Annotated in this window: 18 protein-coding genes; 6 read left to right on the top strand and 12 right to left on the bottom strand. The window is 72.6% G+C overall.

The window, feature by feature from the left end:
• The first annotated feature begins 4 nt into the window (after window positions 1-4).
• On the top strand, window positions 5-1801 hold the full coding sequence (locus tag BJ975_RS10480) for an ABC transporter ATP-binding protein (protein ID WP_179425643.1): 1797 nt from the start codon (window positions 5-7) through the stop codon (window positions 1799-1801).
• Window positions 1802-1881: 80 nt separating this feature from the next.
• Here BJ975_RS10480 and BJ975_RS10475 read toward each other — a convergent pair whose 3' ends face one another.
• On the bottom strand, window positions 1882-3528 hold the full coding sequence (locus tag BJ975_RS10475; RefSeq protein WP_179425641.1) for a lipase family protein: 1647 nt from the start codon (window positions 3526-3528) through the stop codon (window positions 1882-1884).
• Between the two features lie 58 nt (window positions 3529-3586).
• Window positions 3587-4615, bottom strand: coding sequence for a Gfo/Idh/MocA family protein (locus BJ975_RS10470; RefSeq protein WP_179425639.1), 1029 nt, complete (start codon window positions 4613-4615; stop codon window positions 3587-3589).
• Between the two features lie 34 nt (window positions 4616-4649).
• Here BJ975_RS10470 and BJ975_RS10465 point away from each other — a divergent pair, with 34 nt between their 5' ends.
• Genes BJ975_RS10465 through BJ975_RS10455 form a run of 3 tightly spaced genes read left to right on the top strand, consistent with a single transcriptional unit; the run spans window position 4650 to window position 7034 of the window.
• Window positions 4650-5801: an acyl-CoA dehydrogenase family protein gene (locus tag BJ975_RS10465; RefSeq protein WP_179425637.1), complete on the top strand. Its 1152-nt coding sequence runs from the start codon at window positions 4650-4652 to the stop codon at window positions 5799-5801.
• Entirely contained in the window at window positions 5798-6289 is a 492-nt protein-coding gene (locus tag BJ975_RS10460; RefSeq protein ID WP_218845835.1) for a DUF456 domain-containing protein, read from the top strand. Before BJ975_RS10465 ends, BJ975_RS10460 begins: the two co-directional genes overlap by 4 nt.
• A gap of 40 nt (window positions 6290-6329) precedes the next feature.
• On the top strand, window positions 6330-7034 hold the full coding sequence (locus BJ975_RS10455; protein WP_179425635.1) for a VIT1/CCC1 transporter family protein: 705 nt from the start codon (window positions 6330-6332) through the stop codon (window positions 7032-7034).
• A 6-nt stretch (window positions 7035-7040) separates the two neighbouring features.
• Here the strand turns inward: BJ975_RS10455 and BJ975_RS10450 are convergent, their stop codons facing one another.
• Window positions 7041-7226, bottom strand: a complete 186-nt coding sequence (locus BJ975_RS10450; protein WP_179425634.1) for a hypothetical protein — start codon at window positions 7224-7226, stop codon at window positions 7041-7043.
• Between the two features lie 106 nt (window positions 7227-7332).
• On the opposite strand from BJ975_RS10450, the gene BJ975_RS10445 reads away from it, so the two are divergent.
• Both BJ975_RS10445 and BJ975_RS10440 read left to right on the top strand, forming a co-directional pair.
• Complete coding sequence (locus BJ975_RS10445) at window positions 7333-7659, top strand: hypothetical protein (protein ID WP_179425632.1); 327 nt, start codon at window positions 7333-7335, stop codon at window positions 7657-7659.
• 32 nt (window positions 7660-7691) lie between these two features.
• A complete protein-coding gene (locus BJ975_RS10440; protein ID WP_179425630.1) occupies window positions 7692-8135 on the top strand; it encodes a CAP domain-containing protein in 444 nt (147 codons plus the stop codon).
• A gap of 4 nt (window positions 8136-8139) precedes the next feature.
• Here BJ975_RS10440 and cls read toward each other — a convergent pair whose 3' ends face one another.
• From cls to BJ975_RS10400, 9 genes are all read right to left on the bottom strand, one after another.
• Window positions 8140-9603 (bottom strand): cardiolipin synthase, encoded by a 1464-nt coding sequence (cls, locus tag BJ975_RS10435; protein ID WP_179425628.1) that lies wholly within the window; start codon window positions 9601-9603, stop codon window positions 8140-8142.
• Between the two features lie 53 nt (window positions 9604-9656).
• Window positions 9657-10061, bottom strand: a complete 405-nt coding sequence (gene arfB / locus BJ975_RS10430; protein WP_179425626.1) for an alternative ribosome rescue aminoacyl-tRNA hydrolase ArfB — start codon at window positions 10059-10061, stop codon at window positions 9657-9659.
• Entirely contained in the window at window positions 10051-10641 is a 591-nt protein-coding gene (locus tag BJ975_RS10425) for a PadR family transcriptional regulator (RefSeq protein ID WP_179425624.1), read from the bottom strand. Before BJ975_RS10425 ends, arfB begins: the two co-directional genes overlap by 11 nt.
• Before the next feature lie 115 nt (window positions 10642-10756).
• Window positions 10757-11185, bottom strand: a complete 429-nt coding sequence (locus BJ975_RS10420) for a CBS domain-containing protein (RefSeq protein ID WP_179425622.1) — start codon at window positions 11183-11185, stop codon at window positions 10757-10759.
• 87 nt (window positions 11186-11272) lie between these two features.
• Window positions 11273-12169 carry a histidinol-phosphatase gene (gene hisN, locus BJ975_RS10415; RefSeq protein ID WP_179425620.1) on the bottom strand — a complete coding sequence of 299 codons (897 nt, stop codon included), beginning with the start codon at window positions 12167-12169 and terminating at the stop codon, window positions 11273-11275.
• Window positions 12170-12204: 35 nt separating this feature from the next.
• The gene (gene rsgA / locus BJ975_RS10410; RefSeq protein ID WP_317628344.1) at window positions 12205-13182 is read right to left on the bottom strand and encodes a ribosome small subunit-dependent GTPase A; all 978 of its coding nucleotides are present in this window, start codon (window positions 13180-13182) and stop codon (window positions 12205-12207) included.
• Window positions 13179-14441 (bottom strand): 3-phosphoshikimate 1-carboxyvinyltransferase, encoded by a 1263-nt coding sequence (gene aroA, locus BJ975_RS16565; RefSeq protein WP_218845834.1) that lies wholly within the window; start codon window positions 14439-14441, stop codon window positions 13179-13181. Before aroA ends, rsgA begins: the two co-directional genes overlap by 4 nt.
• On the bottom strand, window positions 14438-14923 hold the full coding sequence (locus tag BJ975_RS10405; protein WP_179425618.1) for a DoxX family protein: 486 nt from the start codon (window positions 14921-14923) through the stop codon (window positions 14438-14440). The genes aroA and BJ975_RS10405 overlap by 4 nt, the downstream gene beginning before the upstream one ends.
• A gap of 43 nt (window positions 14924-14966) precedes the next feature.
• On the bottom strand, window positions 14967-17051 hold the full coding sequence (locus tag BJ975_RS10400) for a sigma-70 family RNA polymerase sigma factor (RefSeq protein WP_179425616.1): 2085 nt from the start codon (window positions 17049-17051) through the stop codon (window positions 14967-14969).
• Window positions 17052-17097 lie beyond the last annotated feature (46 nt).

The following is a 17097-nucleotide window of genomic DNA, read 5'->3' as shown; positions in this document are numbered from 1 at the left end:
CCGCATGTCCGACCGCGCCGACCGCGCACCCCTGGAGGAGCTGTGGCGACGCTACGGCCGCTACCGCAAGCGGCTCGTGCTCGCGGTGGTGCTGTCCACGGTCAACAAGGTGGCCGACGTCGTCCCCGAGCTGCTGATCGGCGCCGCCGTCGACGTGGTGGTGCGCGGTCAGGGCTCGTTCGTCGCCGACGTGCTCGGCGTGGAGTCGCGGTTCGCCCAGCTCGGCTGGCTCGCGGCGATCAACGCGCTGGTGTGGATCGTCGAGTCGGCCTCGCAGTACTTCGCGGCGGTCACCTGGCGCGGGCTCGCGCAGTCGGTCGAGCACGACCTGCGGGTGGAGGCGTACGACCACGCGCAGCGCCTCGACGTGCACTGGCACGAGGGCCGGCCGCAGGGCACCACGCTCGCCACGATCAACGACGACGTGAACCAGCTCGAGCGGTTCCTCGACATCGGCGCGCCGGCGCTGCTGCAGACCGCCCTCAACATCCTGCTCGTCGGCGCGGTGTTCGCCGTGGCGTCGTGGGAGCTGCTGGTCCTGGCGTTCCTGCCGATCCCGCTCATCGTGTTCGGCTCGTTGTGGTTCCAGCGACGCCTCGAGCCGCTCTACGCCGCGGTGCGCGAGCGGGTGGCCGACCTGTCGGGCCTCGTCGCGGCGAACCTCGGCGGCATCACCACGATCAAGGCGTTCACCGCGGAGGATCGCGAGCGCGACCGTGTCGAGCGGGCCTCGGCGGACTACCGCCAGGCCAACGTCGACGCGATCCGCTCGTCGGCCGCGTTCGTGCCGCTCGTGCGGATGGCGATCCTCGTCGGCTTCACGTGCACGCTGCTGTTCGGTGGCTGGGCCACGTTGAACGGCGAGCTCGAGGTGGGCCTGTACTCGGTGCTCGTGTTCATGACCCAGCGGCTGCTGTGGCCGCTCACCGAGATCGCCGAGATGCTCGACCTCTACCAGCGCGGTCGCGCCTCGACGGCGCGCATCCTGGCGCTGCTCGACGAGCCGATCGAGGTGCCCGCGGGCACGGTCGCGCTGCCGTCGCCGGTGGCCGGCCGGCTCGAGCTGTCGGGCGTCCGCGCGGGCTACGCCGACGGGCCGGACGTCCTGCACGGCATCGACCTCGTCGTCCCCGCCGGCGAGACGCACGCGATCGTCGGACCCACGGGCGCCGGCAAGTCCTCACTGCTGCGCCTCATGCTGCGCTTCGACGACCCCCGCTCGGGTGAGGTGAGCCTCGACGGCCGCGACCTGCGCGAGCTGGAGTGGGAGTCGCTGCGCGGCTCGATCGGCTACGTCTCGCAGGACGTGTTCCTGTTCGCCGGCACGATCGCGGAGAACATCGCATACGGGCGTCCCGGTGCCGATCACGAGGCGGTCGCTGAGGCCGCTCGGCAGGCCGCCGCCGACGCGTTCATCGAGGCGCTGCCCGACGGCTACGACACGTGGGTGGGGGAGCGTGGCGTCACGCTCTCGGGCGGCCAGCGCCAGCGTCTGGCCCTGGCCCGCGCGCTGCTGCGCGACCCCGCCGTGCTGATCCTCGACGAGGCGACCAGCGCCGTGGACAACGAGACCGAGGCCGCGATCCAGGTCTCGCTCCAGACCGCCACCCGCGACCGCACCGCGATCATGGTGGCGCACCGCCTCTCCACGGTCCGCCACGCGCACCGCATCTGGGTCCTCGACGCCGGCCGCATCGTCGAGGCCGGCACCCACGACGAGCTCGTCGCGAGCCACGGCGCCTACGCCGCCCTCTGGCGCGTCCAGACCGGCTCCGTCGCCTCCGGCGACCGAGATGTGTAGCGGTCTCCACCTTTTTCCGGTCTGATCGGCCGAAAAAGGGTGGACAGTGCTACACATCTGGCGCGCCGGAGGCGCGGAGGTCAGCAGGTGGTCGTGGTGGGCTGATCGGCGAAGCGGTCGGTGGTCCAGGCGAGGAGCTCCTCGACGAAGGGGGAGCCCTCGCGCAGGAGGTCGCCGTGGCCGCGGCCGGGGTAGGTGCGGTAGTCGAGCGACTGGCCGGCCGCGCACCGCTCGCGCACGTACGCGTCCTGCAGGCCGAGCGTGACCACGCGGTCGCTCTCGCCCTGCGCGATCAGCACGGGCGCCTCCATGGCGCCCGTGGCGTCGTTCTCGCTGAGCCGCCGCCCGAGCGCGCCCTCGTACAGCGAGTTCGAGACGAACCGGTCGGCCATCACCCGCGCCTGCGCGAGCGAGATCTCCGAGGTCGGCGAGCGCAGGCAGCGGTCGGCGATCCGCTCGAGCGGCAGCCGCGCGCTGGCGCGCACGTGGTCGCCGGGCTCCACGTCGGGGTACGTCCCGCTGTACGCCGCCAGCGCGTAGGCGACGAAGATCGTGCCCACCGGGCGCCGGCCGAGGTCGCGCAGGAACGTGGTCGGGTTGCTGACCGGCGACATCGCGGCGACGCCCGCGAGCGGCACGTCGGGGGCGTAGCCCGGCTGCGTCATCGCGGTCCACAGGGCCGCGTGCCCACCCTGCGAGTGACCCCAGACGACCGTCTCGTTCGACAGCGACAGCTGTGGCAGCCGCCGTGCCGCGCGCACCGCGTCGAGCACCGACCGCGCCTCGCCCGACCCGACGAGGTACGGCTGCACCCCGCGGGTGCCGAGCCCCGGGTAGTCGGGCGCGACGACGGCCCAGCCCTCGTCGAGCGCCGCGTGCACGGCCTCGATCCCGCCGGCGCCGATCGTGCGGGACCGACGCAGGCTCGGCGCGCACCGACGGTCGAACCCCGTCGTCCCGTGCGCCCACGCGATCACCGGCGGTCGGTCCTGCAGGCGCTCGCGCGGGACGGCGACGAGCGCGCTCGCCACCGTGGGCTCGTCGCCCGCGCGCGTGGTGCTGTAGAGGATGCGCCAGGCGCGGGCCCCGTCGGGCACGTCGGTGACGAAGGGCTCGGCGCGCAGCAGCAGGCCGGGGGAGCGGGGCGTGTCGTCGGGCGCCACGTAGAACGCGTCGGGCCGCGGCGCGATCGCCGTGACGACGACCGTGTAGGCGGCCAGTGAGACGGCCAGCGCGAGCACGAACGTCGCGGTGACGGGCGGCGGCACCCGTGCCCCCAGTCGCGGGAACCCGAACAGGAGGAGTCGCAGGCCGAGCACGAGCCCGATGACGAAGACCGTGACGTCCGGCCAGGCCAGCGCCAGCACGCCGAGGATCGCCAGGCCGGCGCCGGTGGCCAGCTCGGAGCGGGTGCGACGCCGCCGGACCCGCGCGAGCCCCTCGCCCAGCAGGACGACCGCGAACACCACGACCAGCACGCGCACGGTCCAGTGCGGCTCGAGCGCCAGCACCACGGACGCGACGAGCACCCCCGCGCCGATCAGCCGGTCGCGCAGGCGGGAGCCCGTGAGCAGCTCGTGTGCACCCAGAACCGCCAGCAGGCCGACCACGACCACGACCAGCGCGTCGACCGCACTGAGCGGCCGTGCCACGAGCAGGAGGCCGACGACGATCGCCACGGCGACGAGCGCGGGGGCGGCGCGGCGGCGGGATCGGTCGGAACGCATGTGACTCCACGGTAGACGGGCGAGCGGCGGAGGCGGCGCAGCCGTCGCCGGTCGGACCTCACTCGCCCGGCAGCACCACGCCCAGCTGCGACCGGATCTCATCCATCAGCGCCATGACGCGGCGGGTCTCGGACCACGGCAGGAGCGGAGACTCCGGGGTCCCGTCGGCCACGCACCGGGCGAGCTCGGCGGCCTCGTACCGCAGCCCCAGCAGCGCGTCGCGCGTCGGCGGCTCCCACACGTCGAGCGTGCGGTCGTTGGGGTCCACCAGCCGGATCGTGGACGGCTGGAAGAACGGCCCCTGGAGATCGAGCCGGGCCTTGGTGCCCGCCACGGTGGCCACCGTGGGCGAGGTGGCCGACATCGTGGCGCTGAGCGCGGCGAGGGCGCCCGAGGCGTCGCGCAGGGTCACGTTCTCCTGCTCGTCCACCCCGAGCGGCGTCAGCGTGCCGGTGGCGGTCACCTCGACGACGTCCGGCAGCAGCATCGCGGCCAGGTGGATCGGGTAGACGCCGAGGTCCAGCAGGGCGCCGCCGGCCAGTGCCGGGTCGGCGAGCCGCTCGGGCCCGTCGGGGTAGAGCAGCTGGCCGTGGTCGGCTTGGACCAGTCGCACGTCACCGACGAGGCCGTCGAGGACGGCCTGCCGCACGACGTCGTAGCCGGGCAGGAACCGCGACCACATCGCCTCGATGCACGTGACGCCCGCGTCGTCCGCGGCCTCGAGCACGGCGTCCGCCTCGGCCGCGTTCCGGGTGAACGCCTTCTCCACCAGCACGTGCTTGCCTGCCGCGATCGCGAGCAGCGCGTGGTCGTGGTGCTCCGAGTGGGGCGAGGCGACGTAGACGGCGTCGACCTCGGGATCGGCGACGAGGTCCTCGTACGAGCCGTGGGCGCGCCCGATGCCGAAGCGCCCCGCGAACGCGCGAGCCCGGCCGAGGTCGCGCGAGCCCGCCGCGACGACCTGCTGCCGGGTCCCCTCCTGCAGCGCCGTGGTCATCGTCGCCGCGATGCCGCCCGCGCCGAGGATGCCCCAGCGCAGGGCGGGGGCGTCGCGAGGATCGGGGGTGCGTGCCACGGGCAGGGTCATGCTCTGCATCGTAGGTCGATGGCAGGATCGGGGCATGGATCTGAGCCTGAACGAGGACCAACGCAGCTTCCGCGCGCTCGCGCGCGAGTTCCTGGACAAGGAGGTCGTGCCGTTCCGCGCCGAGTGGGACCGCGTCGAGTCGGTCGACACCGCGATCATCCCCAAGCTCGGACAGCTCGGATTCCTCGGCCTCACCATCCCCGAGGAGTACGGCGGCATCGGCGGCGACTACGTCACCTACGTGCTGGCGATGGAGGAGCTCGGCCGCGCCGACTCGGCGATCCGCGGCATCGTGTCGGTGTCCACGGGCCTGTTCGGCAAGTCCGTCCTGAAGTTCGGCACCGAGGAGCAGAAGCAGCGCTGGCTGCCCGGGATCGCCTCGGGCAAGCTGCTCGGCTGCTTCGGCCTCACCGAGCCCGACCACGGGTCGGACGCCGGCAACCTCACCACCCGCGCCGTGCGCGAGGGCGACGAGTGGGTCATCAACGGCTCGAAGATCTTCATCACGAACGGCACGTGGGCGGACGTCGCACTCGTCTTCGCGCGCACCGGCGGTCCCGGCGCGCGGGGTGTCTCGGCGTTCCTCGTCCCCACCGACACGCCGGGCTTCGAGGCCACCGAGGTCACGGGCAAGCTCGGCCTGCGCGGCCAGGCCACGGCGGCGCTCTCGTTCACCGACGTGCGCGTGCCCGCCGACGCCCTCCTCGGCGAGGAGGGCCGCGGCTTCCGGATCGCGATGACCACGCTCGACAAGGGCCGTGTGGGCATCGCCGCCAGCTGCGTCGGCATCGTCCAGGGCTGTCTGGACGCGACCGTCGAGTACAGCACCTCGCGCGAGCAGTTCGGCAAGCCGATCGCGAGCTACCAGCTGGTGCAGGACATGATCGCCGAGATGTCGGTCGACGCCGACGCCGCCCGGCTGCTCACGTGGCGCGCGGCCGACCTCATCGATCGCGGCGAGACGTTCAGCGTCGAGGCGTCCAAGGCCAAGCTGTTCGCGTCCGAGGCCGCGGTGAAGGCCGCCAACCTCGCGATCCAGGCGTTCGGCGGTTACGGCTACGTCGACGAGTACCCGGTCCAGAAGTACATGCGCGACGCCCGCGTCATGACCCTGTACGAGGGCACGAGCCAGATCCAGAAGCTCATCATCGGGCGGGCCGAGACCGGGATCAGCGCCTTCTCGTGAGCAGTGTGGTCCTCGACCTGCTGGTCGCGCTGGCGATCCTCGTCGGCCTCGTCGGCGCGATCGTCCAGGTCATCCCCGGCGGCCTCGTCGTCGGCATCGCGGTCTTCACGTGGGGCGCGATCACCGGCGGCACGGCCGGCTGGACCGTCGCGGTCCTCGCCGCCGCGCTGACCGTGGGCGGGGTCGTGCTGAAGTACCTCATCGCGGGGCGCTACCTCAAGCGACGCGGGGTGCCCAACCGCAGCCTGCTGTTCGGCGCGGTCCTGGGCGTGATCGGGTTCTTCGTCATCCCGTTCGTGGGCCTGTTCATCGGCTTCATCGGCGGCACCTACCTCGCCGAGCTGCAGCGCCTGGGCGACCCCGTCGCGGCGCGGAAGGCCACGGGCCACGCGATGCGCGCCACCGGCATCTCGATCCTGGTCGAGCTGACGCTGGCGCTGCTGACCGCGATGGCGTGGCTTCTCGCGCTGCTGTCCGTGCGGCTGTGAGCCTGTCCTCACCGCCCGGGGCGTGGCCTAGCCTTCGAGCATGGTCGTCGAAGAGCCGCACGCAGCGGTCACGTCGCAGAAGCTGAACTGGCTCCGGGCCGGAGTGCTCGGAGCCAACGACGGCATCGTCTCGGTCGCCTCCCTCGTCGTCGGCGTGGCCGGCGCGACGAACGACGCGAGCGCGATCGCGACCGCCGGCACGGCCGCTCTCGTCGGCGGCGCGATCTCGATGGCGCTCGGCGAGTACGTCTCGGTCAGCAGTCAGCGCGACTCCGAGCGCAACCTCATCGCGATCGAGAAGGACGAGCTGCGCGAGGACCCCGAGGGGGAGCTCGACGAGCTCGCGCAGATGCTGCAGGACCGGGGGATCAGCGCTCCCACCGCCCTCACGGCGGCGAAGGAGATGACCGAGCACGATGCGCTCGCCGCCCACCTCGAGGTGGAGCTCGGGCTCGACCAGGACGACCTGGTCAGCCCGTGGCACGCGGCGTTCTCCTCGGCGGCCGCCTTCACGGTGGGCGGGCTGCTGCCGCTGCTCGCGATGCTGCTCACGACCGCCGACTGGCGCGTGGCGGTCACGTTCGTGGCGGTGCTCGTCGCCCTCGCCCTCACGGGCACGATCTCGGCCAGCATCGGCGGCGGGCGCAAGGTACGTGCCGCCGGGCGCCTCGTGATCGGCGGCGCGCTCGCTCTCGCGCTGACCTACGCGATCGGCCAGCTGCTCGGCACGACCGGCGTGGTCTAGCCGGGCTCAGTCGTCGGCGTCCTCGTCGATCGGGACGATGCGCTCGGCGTCGGGTACGAGGGCGTCGTCCTCGTTCTGCCAGACCTCGCGGCGCTGGTCGGCGGCGTCGGCGGGCTCGGCCGCGGGCTCGAGGTCGGGGTCGACCTCCGGCAGCGGGGAGTCAGGCAGGGGTTCGTCAGGGCTCGTGGTCATGGTGCCTCCTTCACTGTCCTTCGATCCTGCCCCACCGTGCGGTCACCCGCAGGGCGCGTGTCGCGTGCGGGTGCGGTGCACCCGGACGTCGCAGTAGGTTCGGGGCATGGAGGACAAGGAGCAGTACTCGCCCCCCGAGCGCCGGGGCTATCGGCGCTTCGCCGTCGGCGGCATCCTGCTGCTGCTCGCGCTGGGCCTGTTCCCCTCGACGGCGGCGGTGCTCGACGAAACGAACGAGGACCTGATCCTGCCGCTCTTCGTCGTCGTGATGGTGGTGGTCGGCGCCCTGCTGTGGTCGCTGATCCCGGGTCTGTCGTCGCGTCCGCACGACCGGGGACGCCTCGCGGGCCTGGGCGCGCTGGGCGGACTGCTGGCCGCGGGAGCCGCCCTCCTGGTGTTCTTCGCCCTGCTCAACGGCTACTCCGGCGCTTGATCCCTGGGATCACCCTCGCAACACTGGAAGGCATGCGTCACGTCATCGCAGCGTTCCTGACCGCTCTCGCCCTGCTCGTCGTCCCGACGGCACCGCAGGCGTCGGCGATGTCCAACACGACGTTCGACCGGAAGCTGTTCCAGCAGACGAACACGTCTCGGGCCTTCCGTGACATCAAGAAGCTGAAGCACCACTCGTGCCTCAACCGGTACGCCCACCGTCAGGCGAAGCGCATGGCCGCGGAGCGCCGGATGTTCCACCAGAACCTCGGTGTCGTGCTCAAGAAGTGCAGGATGAGCCGCGTCGGCGAGAACGTCGCCACCGGCTTCACGTCGCCGAAGGCCAACGTGCGGGCGTGGCTGAAGTCGCCGGGTCACCGGCGGAACATGCTCAGCCGCGGGTACACCCGCCTGGCCACGGGCGTGGCGAAGGCCGACGGCCGCACCTACACCGTGCAGGTCTTCGGGCGTCCCTGACCGCTCACTGCAGCGTCGCGGTGAGGCGCATCGCGTTGTCGACGAAGCGCGTGCGCGCGGGGCGCTCCAGCCACTCGTCGAGCAGCAGCTCGCGTGACTTCGCGCGGTAGTCGTCCTCGACGACGCGGATCCGCCGGACCACCCCGGGGTCGGCGACCAGCAGGCTCATCTCGTAGTTGAGCGCGAACGAGCGCATGTCCATGTTGCTCGTGCCCACGACGGCCACGTCCTCGTCGATGCTGAAGTGCTTCGCGTGCAGGACGAAGGGCTTGGGGTAGAGCCAGATGCGCACGCCGGCCTCGAGCAGCTCGCGGTAGTAGGAGGCCTGCGCGTGGCCGACCATGAACTGGTCGGCCTGCTCGCTGACGAACAGCTCGATGTCGATCCCGCGCTGGGCGGCCGTCGTGACCGCGTAGAGCAGGGTCTCGTCGGGCACGAAGTACGGGCTGGTGAGGCTGATCCGATGCCGCGCGCTGTAGATCAGCGACGTGAACAGGCGCAGGTTGTTCTCGGCCTCGAAACCCGGGCCGCTCGGCACCAGCTGGGCGCTGACGCCCACGACGTCGCGCTCTGAGTGCGGCACCTGGTCGACCTGCTGCATCGAGACCTGGAGGACCTCCTCGGTCTCCAGCGCCCAGTCCGCCGCGAACAGCGCGTCGATCGTGGCGACCACGGGCCCCTCGAGCCGCATCCACAGCTCGACCCACTCCCGACCGACTGCGAGGTTCTTGGGCTTGTTGTACGACGGGTGCGTCAGGTTGAGCGAGCCGGTGAAGCCGACGACGTCGTCGACCACGAGGAGCTTGCGGTGGTTGCGCAGGTCGGGCCGCCGGAAGCGCCGCTTCCAGGGCAGCAGCGGCATCATGAGGTGCCACTCGATGTCGGAGGCGGCGAGCCGTGCCTTGAGGTCCTGGTAGCCGGGGATGCCGCGCGTGCCGAGGTGGTCGAACAGCAGGCGCACCGTGACGCCGCGCGCGGTGGCACGGTCGAGGGCGTCGAAGAACGGACGGGTCATGTCGTCGAGCGCCATGATGTAGAACTCCACGTGCACGTGGCGCTGCGCCGTGTCGATCGCGGCGATCATCTCGTCGATCGACTCCTGGTACTCCGGGAGCAGGGTGACGTGGTTGCCCTCGGTGAGCGGCATCAGCGCGAGCCGGTGGTTGAGCCGCACGATGCCGTCGAGGTAGTCCGGGGCGCCGGCGGGCACGTCGGAGGCGAGCACCTGCGTCTCGCGGGCGATCACCTCGTTGGCGGCGGTGAGCTGGCGGTGGCGCTGGTGGCCGATGCGCGCGCTGCCGAAGAACAGGAACGCCAGGATCCCCAGGAACGGCGCGAAGACGATGAGGATGAGCCACGCCATCGCGGTCTGGGGACGGCGGTTCTCCGGGATGATGCCCAGGGCCGCGATGTTGATCGAGACCACGGCGACCACGGCCGCCAGCGAGATGATCGTGCCCCAGTCCATGGCCGCAGGCTATCGGCCGGGGGACCGCCCGGGGTCATCACCGGCGGATGGGATCACCAGTCGCGGCGGTCGCGCTTGAGCTGGCTGCGGCGCTTCTTCGCGTCGAGCCGGCGCTCGACCGATCCCCGGGTGGGACGGGTCGCGCGGCGGCGCTTGGCGGGGCGCAGCGCGTCGGCGACCAGCTCCTCGAGCCGGCGCAGTGCGTCCTCGCGGTTGCGCAGCTGGGAGCGGTGGGTCGACGACACCACCGAGATCCGGCCGTCGACGAGGCGGTTGCGCAGACGCGCAGTCACGCGGTCGCGCTGGTCGGGCGTCAGCACGGTGCTGTCCGCGGGGGACCAGAGGACCTCGACGCGGGTCTCGGTGGTGTTGACGTGCTGGCCGCCCGGGCCGGAGGAGCGGCTGAATCGCCAGCCCAGCTCCGACTCGGGCAGCCTCAGGCGTCCGTCAGGCGTCATCGTCCGCGAGCAGGCCGTACAGCTGACGCCGGGCCTCGTTGACGATCTCGGCGGCCTTGGCCTGCTGGGCCAGGCTGCCGACGGTCATGACCTGCCGCGTGGCGGCGTTGAGCGTCTTGACCGAGGTGATCAGCGCGCCGGACTCGGCGTCGCCGCCGCGGCGCAGCTGCTCGGGGTCCCACGGCTCGCCGAGGGTCTCGCGGTGCTCCTCGACGTAGGCCTTGCCGGCGTCGGTGAGGGTGGCGGTCTTGCGACCGTCGACCCGCTCGAAGTCGATGAAGCCCTCGTCCTCGAGCTGCTGCAGGACCGGGTAGATGGACCCGGGGCTGGGCGACCACGCGCCCTCGCTGCGGGCGGCGATCTGCTGGATCAGGTGGTACCCGTGGGCGGGCGCCTCGTCGAGCAGGAGCAGGGCGGCGGCGCGGACGTCGCCCCCCTTGCGGCCTCGACGCGGACCGCGCGGTCCGGGACGGCCGCGGCCGGGACCGAGGTCCCAGTCGAAGTCACGGGGTCCACCGGCGCGACGCGCCCGGCGGGGGTGCCGGTGCGGACCGGCGGGGTTGGGAGGAGTGCGATGCATGCTCGTCCCCTTTCGGTGTTCCACGGACACCACTGCGGCATCCGATGTACTTACGATATATCGATTGCATATCGACACGCAAGGTGAGAACGGTCACTGCAGGGGTGGAAGGGCCTCAGCCCTGGACGTAGTGCGTCAGCTGGTCGCGCTCGAACTCCAGCTGGTCCATGCGGAACTTCACGGCGTCGCCGATGCTGAGCAGCCCGACGACCTCCTCGTTCTCCAGCACGGGGATGTGGCGCACGCGGTGCTCGGTCATCGAGCTCATGAGGGAGCCGAACGAGTCCTCGGGGTGGCACACCTGCACGTCGGTGGTCATGATCTGCTGCACCGTCGCCGACCGGGGCTCGGGCAGGGCCCGCAGCTTGCGGACGATGTCGCGCTCGGACACGATGCCGGCCATCGAGCGGCCGTCGGCACTGACCACGAGGGCGCCGATGTTGTGCTCGGCCAGCAGGTCGAGGAGCTCCTCGACCGTGGCATCGGGGGAGATGGTGAACACGGTCGCACTGCCCTTGGCGGTGAGTACGTCACGTACGCGCATGGCTGCCTCCTCGACTGTCGTCGACACTCGACTGTGTGGGGAGTGTAGCCCGCATCACACCCGAGGCGCAGGTGTCGGTCTCACGGCTCAGTCGTCGCGGGAGAAGCGCAGCCGGGTGACGTTGTCGGCCAGCGGCTCGTCGTCGTCCTCCGGCTCGTCGGGCCACGTCGACGGCTCGTCGTCGGGGAAGTGCCCGAGGTAGGCCATCACGGCGTCGTGCAGGCGTCCGTTCGTGGCGACGGCGTTCGCGCCCCACGGGCCGGGCTCGCCGGCCAGGCTCGTGAACTGGCCGCCGGCCTCGCGGACGATGATGTCGAGGGCCGCCATGTCCCACACGTTGAGCTCGGGCTCGGCGGCGATGTCGACGGCGCCCTCGGCGACCATCATGTACGACCAGAAGTCGCCGTAGGCCCGCGTGCGCCAGCACTGGCGCAGCAGCGCGTCGAACTCGCCCTGGCGGCCGATCTGGCCCCAGCTGGGCGCCGAGGAGTAGGACATCGACGCGGCGGTCAGCTCGCGCACGCCCGACACCTGGATGGGACGCGTCTGGCGGAACGACTTGCCGGTGTGGGCGCCGTCGCCCTTCATCGCCCACCAGCGGCGGCCGATCGCGGGGGCCGACACGCAGCCGACGACGATCTCGCCGGCCTCCTCGAGGGCGATGAGGGTGGCCCACACGGGCACGCCGCGCACGAAGTTCGAGGTGCCGTCGATCGGGTCGACGATCCAGCGACGGTCGGCGTTCTCGGCGGTGCCCTCGGTCTCGCCGGCCTCCTCGCCCAGGACGATGTCGCGGCCGCGCGAGGTCTTGAGGGTGCGACGGATCGCCTCCTCGACGGCACGGTCGGACTCGGTCACGTAGGTCATGTCGGGCTTCGTGGAGACCTCGAGGTCGAGGGCGCCGAAGCGGTCCATGCTGAGGTTGTCCGCGGAGTCGGCCAGCACGTGGGCCAGGCGCAGGTCATCCAGGTACGGGTTGGCCATGGGGCCCACCCTACGGTCTGGCGGCCGCGGTCAGGTCAGTACTCGTCGGCCAGCGAGCGGCTGGCCATGATCCGGCGGAACGACGCGAGCCGGGCGGGATCGATCTCGCCGGCCGCGGCGGCGGCGTCGAGCGCGCACTCGGGCTCCTCGGCCAGGTGCGTGCAGCCGCGTGGGCAGTCGCGCGCCGCGGTGTTGAGGTCGGCGAACGCCCGCAGGATCCGGTCGATCTCCACGTGGGCGAGACCGAAGGACCGGAAGCCGGGCGTGTCGACGATCCGGCCACCGAACGGCAGGGGCAGGATCATCGCCGAGGTGGAGGTGTGGCGGCCGCGTCCGGTGACCTCGTTGACGTGGCTGGTGGTGCGGCCGGCGTCGGGCACGAGGGCGTTGACCAGGGTGGACTTGCCCACGCCGCTGTGGCCGATCAGGACGCTGGTGCGGTCGCGCAGCAGGTCGCGCAGGGGCTCGAGGTCGCCCTCGATCCGCGTGGTCACGACGCGGACGCCGAGCGGCTCGAGCTGCGCCAGGATCTCGTCGGCCGGAGCGAGGTCGGCCTTCGTGAGGCACACCGCGGGGTCCATCCCGGCGTCGTACGCGGCCACGAGGCAGCGGTCGATGAGGCCGGGGCGCGGCGGCGGGTCGGCGAGGGAGGCCACGATCACCAGCTGGTCGGCGTTGGCCACCACGACGCGCTCGATCGGGTCGTCGTCGTCGGCGCTGCGGCGCAGCACCGTGCGGCGCTCGAGCACCTCGACGATGCGGGCGAGGCTGCCGGCCGAGCCCGAGACGTCGCCGACCACGCGCGCCTCGTCGCCGACGACGACGCCCTGGCGGCCCAGCGACCGGGACTTCATCGCGGTGAGGACGGTGCCGTCGGGCAGCAGCAGCGTGTAGCGCCCGCGGTCGACCGTGGTGACGACGGCGACGAGCGCGTCGGAGTAGTCGGGCCGGTCCTTCGTGCGGGGCCGCGTGCGCCGGCGGGGGCGCTCGTACTGGTCGTGCTCGTCCCTCACGAGACCACGGCCGCCCAGTCGTCGGCGAAGCGCGGGTAGGTCTTGGCGGTGGTGCCGATGTTCTCCACGACGACCCCGGGCACGCGCAGCCCGATGACCGCGCCGGCGTGCGCCATGCGGTGGTCGTCGTAGGTGGCGAACGTGCCCCCGTGCAGCGGGGCCGGCGTGATCACGAGGCCGTCGGGCTGCTCCTCGACCTGACCGCCGAGGCGGTTGATCTCGGTCGCCAGTGCCGCGAGGCGGTCGGTCTCGTGACCGCGCAGGTGGCCGATGCCGGAGAGCCGGGACGGGCCGTCGGCGACCGCGGCCAGCGCCGCGACCACGGGGGTCAGCTCGCCGACGTCGTGCAGGTCGAGGTCGACCCCGGCGAGGCGCTCGGGACCGAGGACGACGAGGTCGGCGCCGTCGCGCTCGGTGCGCCCGCCGAAGGCCGTGACCAGGTCGCGCCAGGCGTCGCCGGCCTGGTCGGTGGTCTCGGGCCAGTCGCGCACGCGCACCCGACCGCCCGTGGCGAGGGCGGCCGCGACGAACGGTCCGGCGTTGGAGAGGTCGGGCTCGATCGTCACGTCGAGCGCCTTCACGGGCCCGGGACGGACGTGCCAGCGACCCGCCGACTCCTCGACCACGACGCCGCGGCGGCGCAGCTCGGTGACGGTCATCGCGACGTGCGGCAGCGACGGCAGCGAGCCACCCTCGTGGCGCAGGTCGAGGCCCTCGGCGAACCGGGGTGCGACCAGCAGCAGGGCCGAGACGAACTGGCTGGAGGCCGAGGCGTCGACGGTGAGCGCACCGCCACGCACCGACCCGGCGCCGTGGACGGTGAAGGGCAGGCTGCCGCGGCCGTCGTCGTCGACGCGGACGCCGAGGTCGCGCAGGCTGGAGATCGTGGTGCCCATCGGACGCTCGCGGGCCCGGGGGTCGCCGTCGAACCGGGCCTCGCCCGAGCCGAGGGCGGCAACCGGCGGGACGAACCGCATGACGGTGCCGGCGAGGCCGCAGTCGACCGAGGCCGCCTCGACGGGCCGGATCGGGGTGACGGTCCACGAGCGCGTCCCGCGCTCGATCCGGGCGCCGAGCGAGACGAGCGCCTCGGCCATCAGCTCGGTGTCACGGGCGGCCAGCGGCTCGTGCACCGTGGACGGGCCGTCGGCGATCGCCGCGAGCACGAGGGCACGGTTGGTCTGCGACTTCGAGCCCGGCAGCCGGACGTCGGCGTCGACGGCGGCGGAGGGGAGCGGGGCGGGCCAGTCCATCCTCATCCCCGCAGGTCGTCGATCTGGTCGACGATCGTGTCCTTGGCGGCGACCGCGGTGTTCTTCGCGCGGGTGCCCAGCCACGGCTTGTGCGGGTCGGGGTCGAGGGTCGACAGCAGCAGGCCGCCGGTGAGCGACACGTTCTTGACGAAGTGGGTGAACTGGTTGCGGCGCGCGACGGGGTCGGTCTCGTTCCAGAACGGGTGACCCGACACCGTGGTGGCGGGCATCGTGGCGGCCAGGACGAGTGCCGAGGTGCGCGGCAGGTGGCCCGTGGCGAGCGCGGCGCCGGCGGCGACGTGCACGACACCGTTGAGCCGGATGAGGTTCGCGGCCGACAGGTCGGCCTGCGGCGCGATCCTGCGCAGGACATCGGCCACGGGCTGGGCCTTCGCGGCCAGCGCCTGCGGCTTGCGCAGCGCCATCACCCCGCCGGAGATGAACATCGAGGCGAGCATCGGACGGGCCACCGCGCGCAGGAGAGTCATGCCCTCATCATGCCGCAGGATGCGGACGCTGCCGAGGTCGCGCTCAGCGGAACGAGCCCGAGAGCGACGTGCCGCCGCTGGTGACGGTGTAGGTGCCCGACGCGAAGGGGATGAGGGTGCGGACCGTGAGGGTCGGCAGCGTGCGGTTCGCGGTGACGGTCTGGTTGCACGTGAGGGTCGGGCTCGTGATGCCTCCGGGACGGGTGCAGGTCCAGCCCGACCAGCTGGTGATGATCTCGAGGTCCGGGAAGCCGCCGGTGAAGGTGATGCGGATCTGCGCCGCCTGCCCGGGCTGGGCGTCGCGGCCGACCGTGAAGGCGAAGCTCGTCGAGAAGAACGAGGTCGTCGCGGACGCGCGGACGGTCTGGTCGACCGGAGCCGTCGTGGGCTCGCTGGTCGGCTCGGTGGTGGGTTCCGTGGTCGGCTCGGTGGTCGGTTCCGTCGTGGGCTCGGTGGTGGGTTCCGTGGTCGGCTCGGTGGTCGGTTCCGTGGTCGGTTCCGTCGTGGGCTCGGTGGTCGGTTCCGTCGTGGGCTCGGTGGTCGGTTCCGTGGTCGGCTCGGTGGTGGGTTCCGTCGTGGGCTCGGTGGTGGGCTCGGTGGTCGGTTCCGTCGTGGGCTCGGTGGTCGGCTCCGTGGTCGGCTCGGTGGTGGGTTCCGTCGTGGGCTCGGTGGTGGGCTCGGTGGTCGGTTCCGTCGTGGGCTCGGTGGTCGGCTCCGTGGTCGGCTCGGTGGTGGGTTCCGTGGTCGGCTCGGTGGTCGGTTCCGTCGTGGGCTCGGTCGTGGGTTCCGTGGTCGGCTCGGTGGTCGGTTCCGTGGTCGGTTCCGTGGTCGGCTCCGCGGTGGGGATCGTGGTCGGCTCGGAGGGCGTGGGCTCGGTGGTCGGCTCGGTGGGCAGCGGGACGGGGTCGGTGGGGACCGGGTCCTCGGGCGCGAGGTCGTCAGGCAGCGGCGGCTCGTCGTCGTCCGTCGGCTCGTCCACGGGCTCCTCGGGGTCCTGCCACACCATCGGGTCGGGCAGCGGTCCCACGTCGGGACCCTGGGTCTGGGGGACCACCGAGCCGTTCGGCCGCAGCACCGAGCCGGGCCCGTCGGCCGAGGTGGTGGTGTCGAACCCCGGGGGACGGTCCACGGTGATGAGCGCGGCTGCCCCGGCGATCACCACGACGCTGGCGGCCGCACCGGCCGCGATGCCCGCGGGACCGATCGTGCCGAGCACGCCCATGACGCCGGAGGTCGAGCCGCCCACGGCGCCCGCGCCACCGCCGGCACCCGCGCCGCCTCCGCCGCCCGCGCCACCCTGGCCGCCGCCGGCACCGGCCAGCGCGCCGGCGGCACCGGTGCCCTGCAGGTAGCCCGAGGCGGCCGTGCCCAGGATCGCCGGGGCGAGGATGCCCGCGAGGCCGTGGTTGAAGTCCTGGAGCTCGAGGTACAGCCCCATGCACGAGCGGCACTCGTCGAGGTGGCGCTGCACCTTGCCCGCGTCGCGTCGTGAGAGGCCGCCGCGCACGAACGCGCCGAGGTTGCCGATCGCGAACTGGCAGTCGGGCGTCGTCGTGGGGACGAGGTGCTTCTGCAGGTACGCCTGGCGCAGTCCCTCGCGCGCCCGGTACGCCAGCGCCGAGACGCTGTTCGCGCTCATGCCGAGCATCGGCGCGATCTCGGCGGGCTTCTGGCCCTCGACGTCGAGGTGCCACAGCACCATCTGCCAGCGCTCGGGCAGCGACGCGAACGCCTCGGCCGTGGTGGTGCGCTCGAAGCCGAGCTCGGCGGTGTCGACGAAGTCCACGCGGCCGTCCAGCTCGAACTGGTCGTCGGTGGGACGCTCGCGCGTGACGGCCCGGATCCTGTCGACGTGCAGGCGACGCACCGCGGTCAGCAGGTAGGCCCGGAACGACTCCTGGGGGCCGCCGCCGTTCTGCACCGTCACGAGGACCTTGGTGAACGCCTCGGCGACGAGGTCGTCGGCGTCGGGCCCGCGCATGAGCTGGCGCGCCAGGCGCTGGGCCGCCGCCTGGTGGCGGGAGTACAGCTCGCCGTACGCGCCGGAGTCACCACCGCGCACCGCGGTGAGCAGGTCGGCGTCGCTGCGCTCCTGTCCGAGGGCAGGCGGCGGGGCGTCGAGGGTCACTGCCAGCCCCTTTCCCGAGTGGTCGCGAAGCAGAACGCGCGTGACC

The organism is Aeromicrobium tamlense, assembly GCF_013408555.1.
Lineage (GTDB): Bacteria > Actinomycetota > Actinomycetes > Propionibacteriales > Nocardioidaceae > Aeromicrobium > Aeromicrobium tamlense.
The sequence above is the reverse complement of the archived record's forward strand: the minus strand, read 5'-3'. Positions and strand labels throughout refer to the sequence as shown.

Bases quoted from the DNA above. Each gene is read 5' to 3' on its own strand.
- hisN (WP_179425620.1), bottom strand. From the start codon at position 12,169: ATGGCCAACCCGTACCTGGATGACCTGCGCCTGGCCCACGTGCTGGCC.
- BJ975_RS10425 (WP_179425624.1), bottom strand. From the start codon at position 10,641: ATGCATCGCACTCCTCCCAACCCCGCCGGTCCGCACCGGCACCCCCGC.
- BJ975_RS10465 (WP_179425637.1), top strand. From the start codon at position 4,650: ATGGATCTGAGCCTGAACGAGGACCAACGCAGCTTCCGCGCGCTCGCG.
- BJ975_RS10475 (WP_179425641.1), bottom strand. From the start codon at position 3,528: ATGCGTTCCGACCGATCCCGCCGCCGCGCCGCCCCCGCGCTCGTCGCC.
- BJ975_RS10405 (WP_179425618.1), bottom strand. From the start codon at position 14,923: ATGACTCTCCTGCGCGCGGTGGCCCGTCCGATGCTCGCCTCGATGTTC.
- BJ975_RS10480 (WP_179425643.1), top strand. From the start codon at position 5: ATGTCCGACCGCGCCGACCGCGCACCCCTGGAGGAGCTGTGGCGACGC.
- aroA (WP_218845834.1), bottom strand. From the start codon at position 14,441: ATGAGGATGGACTGGCCCGCCCCGCTCCCCTCCGCCGCCGTCGACGCC.
- BJ975_RS10445 (WP_179425632.1), top strand. From the start codon at position 7,333: ATGGAGGACAAGGAGCAGTACTCGCCCCCCGAGCGCCGGGGCTATCGG.
- BJ975_RS10450 (WP_179425634.1), bottom strand. From the start codon at position 7,226: ATGACCACGAGCCCTGACGAACCCCTGCCTGACTCCCCGCTGCCGGAG.
- BJ975_RS10470 (WP_179425639.1), bottom strand. From the start codon at position 4,615: ATGACCCTGCCCGTGGCACGCACCCCCGATCCTCGCGACGCCCCCGCC.
- cls (WP_179425628.1), bottom strand. From the start codon at position 9,603: ATGGACTGGGGCACGATCATCTCGCTGGCGGCCGTGGTCGCCGTGGTC.
- BJ975_RS10455 (WP_179425635.1), top strand. From the start codon at position 6,330: ATGGTCGTCGAAGAGCCGCACGCAGCGGTCACGTCGCAGAAGCTGAAC.
- BJ975_RS10440 (WP_179425630.1), top strand. From the start codon at position 7,692: ATGCGTCACGTCATCGCAGCGTTCCTGACCGCTCTCGCCCTGCTCGTC.
- arfB (WP_179425626.1), bottom strand. From the start codon at position 10,061: ATGACGCCTGACGGACGCCTGAGGCTGCCCGAGTCGGAGCTGGGCTGG.
- BJ975_RS10420 (WP_179425622.1), bottom strand. From the start codon at position 11,185: ATGCGCGTACGTGACGTACTCACCGCCAAGGGCAGTGCGACCGTGTTC.